General features: G+C 53.6%; 11 protein-coding genes. 7 read left to right on the top strand and 4 right to left on the bottom strand.

The features are described 5' to 3' along the window. Positions 1-21 precede the first annotated feature (21 nt). From cysK to HYD27_RS17065, 5 genes are all read left to right on the top strand, one after another. Entirely contained in the window at positions 22-942 is a 921-nt protein-coding gene (gene cysK, locus HYD27_RS17085; RefSeq protein ID WP_219217133.1) for a cysteine synthase A, read from the top strand. Between the two features lie 189 nt (positions 943-1,131). After that, a complete protein-coding gene (locus HYD27_RS17080; RefSeq protein WP_228745186.1) occupies positions 1,132-1,989 on the top strand; it encodes a sensor histidine kinase in 858 nt (285 codons plus the stop codon). Next, a complete protein-coding gene (locus HYD27_RS17075; RefSeq protein WP_219217131.1) occupies positions 1,986-2,651 on the top strand; it encodes a response regulator in 666 nt (221 codons plus the stop codon). Before HYD27_RS17080 ends, HYD27_RS17075 begins: the two co-directional genes overlap by 4 nt. 40 nt (positions 2,652-2,691) lie before the next feature. Further along, positions 2,692-3,363, top strand: coding sequence for a YcnI family copper-binding membrane protein (locus HYD27_RS17070; RefSeq protein ID WP_219217129.1), 672 nt, complete (start codon positions 2,692-2,694; stop codon positions 3,361-3,363). Between the two features lie 406 nt (positions 3,364-3,769). Continuing rightward, entirely contained in the window at positions 3,770-4,354 is a 585-nt protein-coding gene (locus tag HYD27_RS17065; RefSeq protein WP_219217127.1) for a hypothetical protein, read from the top strand. Between the two features lie 1,569 nt (positions 4,355-5,923). On the opposite strand, the gene HYD27_RS17060 is transcribed toward HYD27_RS17065, so the two are convergent. The 3 genes from HYD27_RS17060 to HYD27_RS17050 are packed head-to-tail and all read right to left on the bottom strand — an operon-like array spanning position 5,924 to position 9,338. Beyond that, entirely contained in the window at positions 5,924-7,858 is a 1,935-nt protein-coding gene (locus HYD27_RS17060) for a CotH kinase family protein (RefSeq protein WP_219217125.1), read from the bottom strand. Between the two features lie 18 nt (positions 7,859-7,876). Then, on the bottom strand, positions 7,877-8,623 hold the full coding sequence (locus tag HYD27_RS17055) for a DUF4956 domain-containing protein (RefSeq protein WP_220101656.1): 747 nt from the start codon (positions 8,621-8,623) through the stop codon (positions 7,877-7,879). Position 8,624: 1 nt separating this feature from the next. After that, complete coding sequence (locus tag HYD27_RS17050; protein WP_219217123.1) at positions 8,625-9,338, bottom strand: polyphosphate polymerase domain-containing protein; 714 nt, start codon at positions 9,336-9,338, stop codon at positions 8,625-8,627. 273 nt (positions 9,339-9,611) lie between these two features. Here HYD27_RS17050 and HYD27_RS17045 point away from each other — a divergent pair, with 273 nt between their 5' ends. Beyond that, positions 9,612-10,862 (top strand): purple acid phosphatase family protein, encoded by a 1,251-nt coding sequence (locus HYD27_RS17045; protein WP_219217121.1) that lies wholly within the window; start codon positions 9,612-9,614, stop codon positions 10,860-10,862. 505 nt (positions 10,863-11,367) lie between these two features. On the opposite strand, the gene HYD27_RS17040 is transcribed toward HYD27_RS17045, so the two are convergent. After that, a complete protein-coding gene (locus HYD27_RS17040; protein ID WP_219217119.1) occupies positions 11,368-12,123 on the bottom strand; it encodes a tetratricopeptide repeat protein in 756 nt (251 codons plus the stop codon). Positions 12,124-13,125: 1,002 nt separating this feature from the next. Here HYD27_RS17040 and HYD27_RS17035 point away from each other — a divergent pair. Further along, positions 13,126-13,749 carry a hypothetical protein gene (locus HYD27_RS17035; protein WP_219217117.1) on the top strand — a complete coding sequence of 208 codons (624 nt, stop codon included), beginning with the start codon at positions 13,126-13,128 and terminating at the stop codon, positions 13,747-13,749. Positions 13,750-13,785 lie beyond the last annotated feature (36 nt).

The raw sequence follows: 13,785 nt of genomic DNA, 5'->3' as shown, positions 1-13,785 counted from the left end.
AAGAAATGAGGAGGCCCGTTGATGTCATCTCGCGTAGTCAATAATATTACGGAACTGATCGGCCATACGCCGGTGGTACGCTTGAACCGTCTGACCGGGCCGCAGGATGCCGAGCTGTATGTGAAGCTGGAAATGTTCAACCCCAGCGGCAGCGTCAAGGACCGTGCAGCCTATAATCTGATTCTCCAGGCCGAAATTGCCGGACAGCTTAAGCCCGGCGGAACCATTATCGAGCCGACGAGCGGAAATACAGGCATCGGGCTGGCAATGAATGCGGCAGCCAAAGGCTATAAGGCCATTCTGGTTATGCCGGATAATATGACGAAGGAACGGATTAATATTTTGAAGGCATACGGCGCTGAGGTTGTGCTGACGCCGGCAGCGTCAAGGATGCCGGGTGCCATCGCCAAGGCGCTGGAGCTGGGCAGGGAAATCGCGGACAGCTTCATTCCGCAGCAGTTCGAGAACAAGGCCAATCCCGATATCCACCGGATTACAACGGCGCCCGAAATTCTGGAGCAAATGGACGGCAGGCTGGATGTGTTCGTAGCTACCTCGGGAACCGGCGGCACCATTACGGGAACCGGAGAGGTGCTGCGCCGGCGGCTGCCGGAGATCCGCATTGTAGTCGTGGAGCCGCAGGGCTCCCCGGTGCTGTCGGGCGGCCAGCCTGGTCCGCATAAGCTGGTGGGAACCAGCCCGGGGTTTGTGCCCGCCATTCTGAATACGGAGGTCTATGATGAAATTATCCAGGTCTCCGATGACAATGCGCTGGAGATGGTCAGAATCCTGGCCGGCACGGAGGGAATCCTGATCGGGCCTTCCGGCGGTGCGGCAGTATGGACGGCGCTGCAGGAAGCGCGGCGGCTGGGCAGCGGCAAGCGGGTGCTCTGCATCGCTCCCGATACGGGTGAACGTTACTTGAGCATGGGGATATTCTAATGGATTGTTCCTGTCAGGAAGGACAGAGTACAGGCTTTTAAGGAAATGTAAATCCGGTATGGCGTGCCGGAAGCCCGCACAATTGCACAGCGAATTTTAAATACTTATTTTTGTAACATTTACAGCTTCCTTATAGCCCGAAAGAGTCATGCCGGGGTTCAAAAGGAATGTTATTGTAATCCTTAAGATTTGGAGGGGACCGCAACGTATACGAGAATTAAACTGCTTATTCTGCTGCTGCCAACCGTCATGGTCGGCCTATGGGAGATTGTGCGCCATCAGCTCTTGATGCCTTATCTTTCCATGGATATGGGCAATTATCTAACGCCTGTGCTCGTATTCCTGTTCAGCATTGTGCTGCTGGTGCCGCTGTTCTCCCTTATGGAAAGGAACGCCCGGGAGCTGGAGAGGGAACGGATGCTTAAGACGGCCATGGAGGCAAGGGAGGCGCTGGCGAAAGAGCTGCATGACGGGATGGCGCAGTCTTTATTTTTGCTGTCGGTACGGATTGACCGTCTGGAGCAGAAGCGGGAGCGGAGGGAGATTGACAGCGAAGATATCGACCAGCTGAAGAAAACCGTGCACGAGGTCAACCGCTATGTCCGTCAGTCCATCTCCAATCTGAAGGTTCCGGTTACCGGTCCGCAGACCTCCCTGCTTGAGCTGTCGGTCCAGGAGCAGCTTGCGCAAATTGCCCGCGAGGTCTCGGTGGAAGCGCAGCTTGATTGGAGGCTGGAAGCACGGGTCTTAAGTCCCGCTGAACAAGCAGAGCTGCTCTCCTGCATACGCGAAGCGGTCATTAACGTGCGCAAGCATACCCGGGCGGCCAGGGTCACGATTTCCGGTGAAGGCAATGAGCAGCGCTGGCGGGTTGCGGTCTCCGACGACGGGGGCGGGATCGGGCATGAGGACCCTTTTGCGGTGAGCGGCAGCTATGGGCTGCGGATCATGAGGGAACGTGCAGCAGGCATGGGCTGGACACTTATGCTCAGGTCCGGCTCTGACGGAACAATGGTCGAGATTGTGAAAGGGGGACCTCCGGCATGAACACCTGCAGGGTGCTTGTTGTGGATGATCATGCCCATGCCCGTGAGGCGATGTGCGAGATCCTGTCGCTGGCTGAACGCTTTGAGGTGATCGGTGCGGTGGGGAGCGGAGCGGAGGCCATAGCGTGGACCGGGCAGTGGATGCCGGATCTGATTCTGATCGACATTCAGATGCCGGAAATGGACGGACTGGAAACCACGCGGCGGATCAAACAGGAATATCCCTATGTCAAAATCGTCATCGTAACCGTTTCCGACGAAATCTCCTATCTATTCGAAGCGCTGAAGCAGGGAGCCCAGGGTTATCTGCTGAAAAATCTGGCCCCCTCCACCTGGATCAAATATCTGCTGGCGATTGTCAGTGAGGAGGTTCCGCTCAGCCGGGAGCTGGCTTTTCAGATTCTGAAGGAGTTTGCGGTCACCGCTGTCAAGGAAGAACGGGAAGCATTAACGGTACGGGAGAAGGAAATACTGGGCTGTGTATCCTCCGGCTCCACCAATAAGGAAATTGCGGCAACACTGGGAATCTCGGAGCATACCGTCAAAAACCATCTCAAAAACATCCTCCAGAAGCTGCAGCTTCAGAACCGCACACAGCTTACAAGGTATGCGCTGGAGCAGGGGCTCGTTTCGCGGGAGCGGGATTTTCCGGGGAGAAAATAAAAATAGACAACACTATCCGGTTAGTGGAAAGAGGGGTAACATGAACAATCTGCTTCGTAAAATAATGGCCTTGGCCGCTCCGGCGGCTGCGCTTCTGCTGGCGTTCGCCGCAGCAGCAAGCGCGCATGTGTCGGTCAGTCCGGCACAGTCAGCTGCCGGCGCATGGGAGACCTATACCCTCCAAGTGCCTTCAGAGAAAGACGCTGCCACCGTGCAGGTCGATCTGCGCATCCCGGAAGGGGCGGCATTCAAGCAATACGAGGCTGCGCCGGGCTGGGAGGTTACCGTAGAGGGCAATAAGGTGAGCTGGAAAACAACCGGGGCAGGAATCCAGGCGGGACAATTCCAGCGGTTTTATTTCACAGCACAGAACCCGGGTACGGCAGGCGAGATTGCCTGGAATGCCTATCAGCATTATGCCGACGGCAGCGCAGTGGAATGGTCCGGTGAAGCGGGCTCGGAAACACCGCATTCCATCACAGAGATTGTGCAGGCGGCAGCCGGCGGCGACAGCCATTCCGGCATGGCGATGGAAGATCACGGTTCGATGAATATGGGAGGCCAGGATTCCATGAGCATGGACGAGCACAATGCAATCATGGAGGACCTCGATCAATCGTCCGGCGTTTCCCCGCTGCTGTATATTACGCTGGGCATTTCCCTGCTGTCTTTTTTGCTGGCGGCGATAGCGCTGCTGCGGGGGCGCCAGTAGAACATTCTTTCAGAGATTAAAACAAGTAGAAACGGCTTCGCCGTCCTTATAAAGACGGTATCCGTTTCAGCGAGAAAGATAAGGCTAATTTTTAGCGTGAAACATATAAATTCTTATCTTTCAAAAAAGCCGGCATCGGCAGTCTCATCATTGAGAACAATTTGGGCGGGCAGACGGTATGAATTCGAAATATAAAAGTCAGGATAGCGGGACCTTGGAAAATGGACAAGCTGATCAATCCGTCCATGAGGACCTTTTGACAAATGCGGCAAAAGAGCTTTTTCCATTGATTCCGGTGCGTTCGCTAGATTAAATTGGATTATTATGGAGGATTATGGTGATCCTTCGCGAATATAACTCCTTATGAAGTCAGGTGCGTATTACAAGCTCTTAAGGGGGATGAACCATGGCGCTTCAAGCGGAAACACTGGTGGAAGAATGGTTGAACAAGAAGGGGTACTTTACCATCCGGGGCATAAAAGAGAAGCTGAATGAGATTGACTTCCTTGCCGTCCGCAATAACGGAGATGAGGGCTGGGAGTACATTCATTGCGAGGTGCAGGTCAGTGTCCGGCCTGTGGCGTACATCAGCAAGCTGACAAAATCGCAGATGGAGAAGCTGGGAGTAAAGTCGAAGACAAGCACCAAAGCCCGCAACCAGGAGAGCATCAAGGACAGTGTGAAGGCCTGGGCAGAGCTCAAATATACCTCGGACAAAAAGAAGAAATTGAGAGATGCAGTAGTGGGCGGCGCGAATTGGCAGTATTGGTTCGTTCATGGCAAAGTGAAGGATACGAATGAGTTGGACTGCATCCGCGCAGAAGGTGTGAAGCTGATAGCGATCAAGGAGGTTCTTCAGGAGCTCACGGAAAACCATACCGAGCACAGCTTCTCTTCAGCTTCGGCCGGCAGCCTGGTTGAGCTGCTTAATCTTCTGAATACGGAGGAGCCGCTTGCAGAGCAGCAGGCACTTGCAGAGCAGCAGGCATGATCTCAATCGCATCATAACCATTGCCGGCTGCCGAAAAGCCATTATTCCTTCAGACCAGCCTCAGGCGAGATGACGGTTGCGAACACATCTGCTGATACGGACTGCAGATACGCTATTTTGCTCCAAACCTCTGTATTGTAGAAATTGCGGGCTCAGTTGACGTTATTTGAGCTGAATTCGTGCGTAGGGGATAGACGGCAATAACGGCTTCTCTGTCCGAAACGAATGGGAAATATTCAGTGAATCTTCCGGAAAAGCAACAAGGGACTGCCCCAAGCGCCATTTTTCATGGCCTGGAGCAGTCCCGTTTTTTTGAAAGATAAGAATTTATCCTGAATTTCGAAAGTAAGTATCCACAAATCATCTAAAAAGCTCTACACGAAGGGATGTCTTGCTACAAACAGCTTGCACCCAATGGGCGAAGGAAAAAGAGGGTTTATCCCTTGTCCGATCTGGATGGGTTCAATTCACTTTCGAAATTCAGGTTTATATGTTTTACGCTATACATTAGCCTTATCTTTCTCGCTGAAACGGATACCGTCCTTATCAGGACGGCGCAGCCGTTTCCACTTGAAAGATAAGAATTTATATGTTTCACGCAATCAATTATCCTTCTATTTTTGGAGAAACGGATACCGCCTCTTTCAGAGGACGGCGAAGCCGTTTCTTCTTAAAAGATCAGAATTTATATGTTTTGGGGTCCCCGCAAAGTACCTGAGTCATCATCGAAGCCAAGGCCCCACTTTGTGGGGTTATTTTGCGTAGGAGATACGCAGGCTTTTGGAGTGGACGCTCCGCGAACGGAGCGTTGTCCGGGTCGCTGCGCTCTCCAGATTTATTTCATTCCCCTTAGGAGCTGCGAGGAAATGAGTACCCGCTTTTGTTGACAAAAGCTCCACGGTTTTGGGAGTTTTGTCAACAATGCAGCGGTACTTTATTTCGTCGCAGTCTCTTAGCGGAGAAAATCCGGAGACCCAGGCGGCCGCTGCCGCTGTTCCGCGGGTCCGCTGTTTAAGCGGGAGGCGGTTCTGTAATCTTTAAAAAACACAATAAAGAAACTTAATGTATAGGAATGGAACCGGAGAACCTGAACAAGCTGATGGAAGGCAAGGAAGAGATTCATAGAGAACGGAAGCGAAGTGGAAAAAGTAACACTAATGGGCTGGAATTCTGGCTTGAACGGGCTTTAGTGGGATTTTGTACACTTAATAGAGGCCTGCTCCCCCCATACGGGTGATTTCAGCCGGATTAGTTGTACTTTTTCCCACTAGGGATGATCCAGGATCAGAATGCGGTGGATTAGTGATCCTTTTTACCACTAAAATGGCTGACCTTTGGATAAATGGTTCAAGTTCATCTTAATGTAAGCGTATTCCTCTGTAAGGGGGCGAAACGGATCGATTAGGGTTCCTATTTCCCGCTAACGCTTGCGAAAAAGCGGCTGGGGGAATATGAAGTGACCGTTTCCACTTGGCTTCCCGCCTGGCTTCAGCAGCCAGCCTTACACCTGAAATGCAAACAGCTGCGCTGCCCGGTCAAGGACGGCGCAGCCGTTTCCACTCAGAGGTGTCAGAGACGTCTGCGTTTATAGAAGGTGATGAATGCTGCGGTAAGCATGAGGACAACAACCGCCACGCCGGTGGCAATGGCTTCGCTGGTGCTGCCTTGCTGCTGCGTACCTCCGGCTCCGCCGAAGTCGCCGCCCGGCATACCGCCGCCGAACCCGCCGCCCGCCATGCCGCCGCCCGGGCCATTCCCGCCTTCGGGAATGGCTGGCCCGCCCATGGCGCCCGGCTCACCCGCGGGGGCGTCTGCCTGCGCGCCGCCCTGCGCCTGCGCGCCGTCAGCGCCTTGCCCCGCGCCGCCCTGCGCCTGCGCGCCGGTTGCGCCTTGCCCCGCGCCGCCCTGCGCCTGCGCGCCGTCAGCGCCTTGCCCCGCGCCGCCCTGCGCCTGCGCGCCGGTTGCGCCTTGCCCCGCGCCGCCTTGCGCCTGCGCGCCGTCAGCGCCTTGCCCCGCGCCGCCTTGCGCCTGCGCGCCGGTTGCGCCTTGGTCCGCGCCGCCCTGCGCCTGCGCGCCGGTTGCGCCTTGGTCCGCGCCGCCCTGCGCGGCAACGCCATTGTTGCCCGGCGCCGCCTGACCATAGCCGGCGGCGCCGTTTGCACCCCTGCCGCCGCCTTGACCGCCCGGCATGCCGCCGCCCATACCGCCGCCGCTTCCACTGCCATCGCCCGAAGAGGCGATGGTGCCATCAAGCTGCAGGGAGACGCTCGATGCCATGGCTGACATGAAGGTCTTCACGGACGTAATTCCGCTCTCGTACTGTTCAAAGGTATAGAAGGCAGACGGATCGGCCTTCACATAGCCGGATATCATCGTATCCAGCTCGTCCATCCGGGCCTGGAACGTTTCATCCTTGAGATAGCCGTCGATCATTTGGCGGATGATCTCGTGGTACTTCGCTTTGTATTCCCCGTTCGCCAGCAGCTTGGCGATCAGCGGCCGCTCGGCAACTGCGCCTTGAGTAGGCTCGTCAATCAGCACATCCGAGCTGCCCATACCGCCAAAAGCCATATTGTAATCCCACGGCAGGATCGAGAACACGCCGTCATCCTCATACAGATAATAATTCTGTTTGTTGCTGCCGAGATAGCTGTCCATATTGCCGGTTACGGCATTCAGCGCGATATAGCCCAGGGCTTCATCGACGTTGATGTATTTTTCATAATCGGTACCGTTGTTCAGCTCATTCAGCATATCGACAACAATATCATCGCTCGACTTGTCCGACTTCATCTCAAGCCCTGTATAGAGCGAGGCATCATCCCCGAGCCAGGTCAAATCGCTGCCTTGGCCTGTCATCACACCTTTATACAGCGCGCCGTAGGCATTGCCGAAGTTGCGCTCCAGATAAGCGTCTCCGATCTGCTCTACTGCGAGGTAGAAGCCCTTCAGCTCATCGTTCACATAGATGTTGACGAACGAGTATTTGGGCGTGGGAAGCCCCATGCTCTCCGCCAGCTCGTAGGTCAGAAATTCCCGCATATAGGATGCGTCGCTATAGTTGTTGTTGAGATTGATTTTGGTGATGCCGAATAAATTTTGGTTCACATACTCATCAAAAGAAATTTTGAAGCTGTAGCGGTCGGAATCGCTCATCTGCACGACACTGCGCAGGCTCAGGTTGCCTTTGGTCCGCACCGCCACATTGTCCATTTTGATCCCGCCATACTCCACAGAGGCTGTTTTGTATTCCTCGGCGCTGGCATTGTCCAGCATGTCCTGAAAGTCATCCGGGTCGATGGTGATTTTCACATCCACAACCTTATCCTTTGGAAAAACCTTTGTATCAAGATTTTGCTCATCACTCGAAACCGCTTTTTCCTGCGTATCCGTAGCCGTGCTGTTGTTATCAGCGGCAGGGCTTGCAATCTGACAGCCGGCTATGAATATAACCAGCAGCAGGCAGCCAAGAAGCGGCAGGAACGGCTTACCTCGTGCTTTCATCCTCAGCACCGCCCTTCATCAGGATACATAGTCGCCGCTATAGCTGATCAGCAGAGCGTTCTTCACGCCGGCAATATCGGATACGGTATTGACGAAGCCGCCTTCCCTGTCATCCAGACGCAGCTCCAGCGTAAGCTCGATGTTGCCTGAAGTTACGGTTTTTTGCTTCACATTGTAGCGTTTGACCGATTTGTTCAGATGGCTGTGCACCGCCCGTTCGCTGTCGTCGCCCTCACAGTTGATAACCAGCAGGTAGGGGGTTTCCACCGAGGAATTTTTGATGAACAGGAACAGGATCAGTCCGATAATGATGGAGCCGACGATAGCGAGCGTGAAGAAGCCCGCACCGGTAACGATACCGGCAACGGCTGCCCAGAACAGGAAGATCAGATCGGTTGGATCTTTGATCGGAGTTCTGAAACGGACGATGGAGAGCGCGCCGACCATACCGAGCGACAGCACCAGGTTGGAGTTGATCGCAATGATTACCGTTGCGGTGATCATGGTCATGCCCATCAGGGAGACGTTGAAGCTTTTGGAGTAAAGTACACCGCTGAAGACCCGTTTGTAGAGCAAATAGATGAAGAAGCCGATCAGAAAAGCGACCGCAAGTGTGATAAGCATCTTCGGGATGCTGATGTCAGAGACGAAATTGTCGATTACGGAATTTTTGATAATGTCGGAAAAAGTGTTCGTCGTCTCTGTGGTCCCGGCCGCCGCAGTGTTTCCCGCCGCGGCTGCGGCCTGTGCTAATAAACTGCTCATTTCAATAATCCTCCCAAATGTTCGTTTTTAGAAATTTCCGGCAAATCACGTATTTTGAAGCGGACTGCCTGTTCAGCCCGTTCAGCTGGAGCGCAATCTTGATGTACTCCGGAATGTATTCGTCGAATTTGACCTCGAAAATAATGAAATTCTCGTCCAGCGCCCGCACCGGCTGCAGCTCCCTGCTGAAAATATCCGTGGAATGCAGCCCGGTGCGCAGCTCCTTGTCAAACGTAATCCGCACATTGCCGTTATGGCAGACATAAGGCTCACGGACATAATCGACTATAACCTTCGGACGCAGCAGATTGTGGCGCATCTGGTTGTAAAGCTCCATGAACAGCGGGCTGCCGGGGATATTCAGCACCTCGTGGTTGCCGGCCATAATTTGGTCGTACATTTCCCTTGTCAGCGGTTCTTTAATTTTGGCGATATAATCATCCATTTTGATTTTTTTCTCGAAGTGGATCACATTGTCCTGGACGTTATAGATCCGTATCCGGTATTTGGCGCGTTCCCGCAGGCCGCCGAGCTTATCCGACAATGCCGTATTGCTGATATCGTCAAAATACAGGCTCCGGATATGATATTCCCCGCTGTCGTCAGCATTCTGGTCGGTATCAATCAGGCCTTTCAGGCGCTGGCGCAGGATAAGGTATTGATGATGGTTAATGAAAAATTTCAGTTCATGGCGGAATTGCAGCTTCTTGTTCATCTCACACCTCATTTCTCTTTGATTGCTGTCTTTAATTTCTATTTCTGTCACGTGCCAGAACCAATGTTAAGCGAAGGACCTTATTATTTTCTTAAAATCACCTGAACGTTAACTGAAAGTTTTTTACATTGCGTTAACAAATAACGCCTAATGTCAGATTGTTGCAGGTGTGATTTGACTTCTGAGTTCATAAGAGATTATCTTAATAAAACGCAGACGGAACACAGGCGGTCCTGCATTAGAGAATCTGCATCAGCCTGGGAAAGGAGCAGCATGAAGGATTTCAAGACACTGGTCATCGCAGGAATTATAGTTATCGTATTAATCCTGCTGGCGCTGGGCGTGGAATGGCTCAAGTCGGATAAGGCTGCGGTCGCCGTGGCTTCCGGTTCGCCTTATGACCTGGTCACGACCCTTAAGGGGGATGCGGCAACCAGCCGCGCGTTCACATGGTACACCGAGGCACCCGGCGTTGACGGATGGCTTGAGGTCGTCCAGGGCGATGCGGCAGCTTTTTCGGCGGGGACTCCGATCAAGGTGCAGGCGGCCAGTACCGTGATCCAAACGGACCTCGGCAAGCGAGGCGTACACAAAGCGGAGATTAGCGGCCTTCTACCGGGAACCTTGTATGCCTACAGGGTGGGGAGCGGCAGCGAAGGGGAATGGAGCACAGTGGCCGAGTTCAGCACGGCGGCAGATGACGGCGGCAGCGTAACTTTTATTAATGTCACCGATTCACAGGGAGTCACTGCGGCTGATTTCAAGCTGTGGGGCAAGACCGTGGACAAGGCGTTTCAGACCTTCCCGGCTGCGCAGTTTATCGTGCATAACGGTGATTTTACGGAGGAACCGGAGGATTCTGCAGCTTGGGACAGCTTTTTTGCGAATGTGCAGAGCTGGGTTGCGGCTGTGCCGCTGATGCCGGTGACGGGGAATCATGATGAGGTGGAGGGGGAGGCAGCCAGCTTTACCTCGCATTTCAATCTGCCGGACAACGGCGCCAAAGGGTCTATAGCCGGAACCTCTTATTCTTTTGACTATGGTCCGGTTCATGTGACCGTGCTGAATACGGAGAGCAATCTGAAGAAGCAGGCGGACTGGCTGGAGAAGGATCTCGCAGGCACGGACAAGCCGTGGACAATCGTGGCGATGCACCGGCCGGCCTTTGGCGGCAACACCTACAAGAAGGTGGAGGAATGGACGGAGATTTTTGACAAATATCAGGTTGATCTTGTGCTTCAGGGCCATAATCATGAATACTCCAGATCTTATCCGCTGTATGGCGGTTCAATCGTGCCCGAAGGGGAGAATTCAGTCAGTGACCCTAGGGGGACCGTCTATGTGGTGACTAACGCCTCCGGCGCAAAGTTCAATGAGAAGAAGGAGGACCAGTTCTACCACAAGGTTCATTTTCAGAATGGCAAGCAGATGTTCGCGGGCATTACAGTGAGCGGGAACACGCTGATGTATCAGGCTTACGATATAGACGGCAGCAAGCTGGATGAATTCGTGCTTCAGCATTAATTCGTGGCAAGACGCTTCTGATAAAAAATTCAGCGGAGTCTTTTTTTTATATAAGACCCCCAGCCGCTGCGCGGCACCACTGAGGAATGAAATATCGCTGCGGCCGCGTGATTAGAGGGCAGAATTTATATGCTTGGCACACTAAGAGCCTATCCCGGAATAAATAAGTAAGAAATATGGGTAAGAAAAAAAGTAAGAGGTGATGAGAGTTGGCCAGCTTGGCCTCAACAACGGCAATTCTGCCGTTATTCCGAGGCACGCGGGCCAGCTTGGCCTCAACAACGGCAATTCTGCCGTTATTTCGAGGCACCCGGGCCAGCTTGGCCTCAACAACGGCAATTCTGCCGTTATTTCGAGGCACGCGGGCCAGCTCGTCCTCAACAACGGCAATTCTGCCGTTATTTCAAGGCACCCGGGCCAGCTCGTCCTCAACAACGGCAATTCTGCCGTTATTTCGAGGCACCCGGGCCAGCTCGTCCTCAACAACGGCAATTCTGCCGTTATTTCAAGGCACCCGGGCCAGCTCGTCCTCAACAACGGCAATTCTGCCGTTATTTCGGTGCACGCGGGCCAGCTCTGCCTCAACAACGGCAATTCTGCCGTTATTCCGAGGCACGCGGGCCAGCTCTGCCTCAACAACGGCAATTCTGCCGTTATTTCGAGGCACGCGGGCCAGCTTGGCCTCAACAACGGCAATTCTGCCGTTATTCCGAGGCACGCGGGCCAGCTTGGCCTCAACAACGGCAATTCTGCCGTTATTTCGGTGCACGCGGGCCAGCTCTGCCTCAACAACGGCAATTCTGCCGTTATTTCGGTGCACGCGGGCCAGCTTGGCCTCAACAACGGCAATTCTGCCGTTATTCCGAGGCACGCGGGCCAGCTCTGCCTCAACAACGGCAATTCTGCCGTTATTTCGAGGCACCCGGGCCAGCTCTGCCTCAACAACGGCAATTCTGCCGTTATTTCGGTGCATCCGGGCCAGCTCTGCCTCAACAACGGCAATTCTGCCGTTATTCCGAGGCACCCGGGCCAGCTTGGCCTCAACAACGGCAATTCTGCCGTTATTTCGGTGCATCCGGGCCAGCTCTGCCTCAACAACGGCAATTCTGCCGTTATTTCGGTGCACGCGGGCCAGCTCTGCCTCAACAACGGCAATTCTGCCGTTATTTCGGTGCACGCGGGCCAGCTCTGCCTCAACAACGGCAATTCTGCCGTTATTTCGGTGCATCCGGGCCAGTAATCTTGCGAATAAGCTCGCCACTTCACCTTTCGGCTTATAGGTCCGCTCTCTGCGGAAAAAAATTCTCGTGCGGGGAGGTCTCCCTAGTTCCAAGCACAACTTTCACAGCATGCCGATCCCCTTGCGCCGGAGAGTTCTTCCGCGCTGCACCTCCAAGGACTTCACGCGTTCATGGTCTTCTCCCAAAAGCACAAGGCCCGAATGAGTGTGGAAGTAAGCGTTGGGGAGGGAGCTGCCGGCACGGGACTATGAAGCCTTGCTTCATTTCGCCTGCGTATGGATCGTTTGGAAAAGCGTACGATCCGTTCATTCCGGCAACTTATTTTGGGACAGGTTCTAAATGATCCTTCTATTTCTTGATGAAACACCCCGTCCCTTAGAAGGACGGCGCAGCCGTTTCCGCTTACCCTTTTTTCGGGTGAAGATCAAGCCGGGACTCGTCCGCTGGGCTGAAGGAGCCACGGGAACAAACGCACATAAGCCTCTATTATTGATTTTCATCAACAATAAAGGCTTATGCTGTAAATACTATACCCATGTTCTTCTCAGACTCCTTATCCTATCCTTGTACTCAGCCGGGTAGAAATCGTCCGAGGCGGCAGTGAATTTGCCTATCCTGCTTGTGAGTCTTCTCTAATTCATCCGCTGGTTAACGATTGGCTTCGTGGTTCAATGTTTGAGCTTTAAGAAGCTCATACCCTTTCGCTCCGGGATGGACTGAAAGCTTCAGCAACAGGATCAAAGATATAGTCTCAAGCTCAGGGAGTACATCCGCCAAAGATTCCTTACGGGGAGTTTTTACCTGCCCGCCGATTTCCTTTCAGCAGTGTAGGGTTCCTTGAGTTGATACCTGAATTATACCGCCTTTCTGCAGCCCGGTAAAAAGGCGAATGCTTTAAATTGGGGGAGGTTTTCAAATCCATTCTTTTGTAAGCGCTATTATTCGCCTGTATCCTTAGTTTTTTAGTGTATACTTTATTTACATTTATGCTCAAGGCAGTCCAAATGGAGGGATGACAGGACATGAAGCTGTTTCAGATCCGGACACAGCCGCTCGGCGTGGAACGGATTAAGGAGTTTGTAGAGGACAATTACATATGTATCGGATATACAGGTGTAGGCGATCTGGAAAATGCGGGCAGGGAGGACATCCGGGAGCGGCTGGCACTTGCCCGTGCTGCCGGGGGGCCGGAGCTTGAAGCTGTGCTGGACAATCTGGATATCTTTATCCATGGCATGCATGACGGTGACTACGTGCTGATAGCCGATGAGGAATGGGCCTATCTGGGGGATCTGGGCGATTATTTCTATGTTGAGGCCTTCGACTCGCCAGAGGACGGACGCTGCCATAGGAGGGGGGTAACCTGGCTGAGGAGCGTACCTCTTTCGGAGCTTAATCCCCTGCTTGCCAGCTGGATGTCTGCGGGGGCTGTTATCTCGCAATATACAGGTGCGCTGCCCGGAGCAAGGCTGGAGTTGTGGCTAACCGGCTCTGCTGCGGAAGGCCGCAGTACCGGGCATAGGGCTGCACAAGTGGATGAACAGACACTGGCTGAAGCGCTCGCTGTGCTAAAAGCCGCTCTGTACAGCGGCGACGCCGAACGGCGGGAGCGTGCGGCGATAGCGATTCTGCAATATGCCAAATAGCACTCTTGCCCTGGTGAAATTGAAACGATTTCATTG

This window comes from Paenibacillus sp. S150, from assembly GCF_019352175.1.
GTDB lineage: Bacteria > Bacillota > Bacilli > Paenibacillales > Paenibacillaceae > Paenibacillus_AQ.
Note: the sequence above shows the minus strand (reverse complement) of the source record. Positions and strands in the feature narration are given on the sequence as shown.

What these genes read in the sequence shown, in the direction of transcription:
- cysK (WP_219217133.1), top strand. Translation starts at nt 22, where the DNA reads ATGTCATCTCGCGTAGTCAATAATATTACGGAACTGATCGGCCATACG.
- HYD27_RS17075 (WP_219217131.1), top strand. Translation starts at nt 1,986, where the DNA reads ATGAACACCTGCAGGGTGCTTGTTGTGGATGATCATGCCCATGCCCGT.
- HYD27_RS17070 (WP_219217129.1), top strand. Translation starts at nt 2,692, where the DNA reads ATGAACAATCTGCTTCGTAAAATAATGGCCTTGGCCGCTCCGGCGGCT.
- HYD27_RS17065 (WP_219217127.1), top strand. Translation starts at nt 3,770, where the DNA reads ATGGCGCTTCAAGCGGAAACACTGGTGGAAGAATGGTTGAACAAGAAG.
- HYD27_RS17060 (WP_219217125.1), bottom strand. Translation starts at nt 7,858, where the DNA reads ATGAAAGCACGAGGTAAGCCGTTCCTGCCGCTTCTTGGCTGCCTGCTG.
- HYD27_RS17055 (WP_220101656.1), bottom strand. Translation starts at nt 8,623, where the DNA reads ATGAGCAGTTTATTAGCACAGGCCGCAGCCGCGGCGGGAAACACTGCG.
- HYD27_RS17050 (WP_219217123.1), bottom strand. Translation starts at nt 9,338, where the DNA reads ATGAACAAGAAGCTGCAATTCCGCCATGAACTGAAATTTTTCATTAAC.
- HYD27_RS17045 (WP_219217121.1), top strand. Translation starts at nt 9,612, where the DNA reads ATGAAGGATTTCAAGACACTGGTCATCGCAGGAATTATAGTTATCGTA.
- HYD27_RS17035 (WP_219217117.1), top strand. Translation starts at nt 13,126, where the DNA reads ATGAAGCTGTTTCAGATCCGGACACAGCCGCTCGGCGTGGAACGGATT.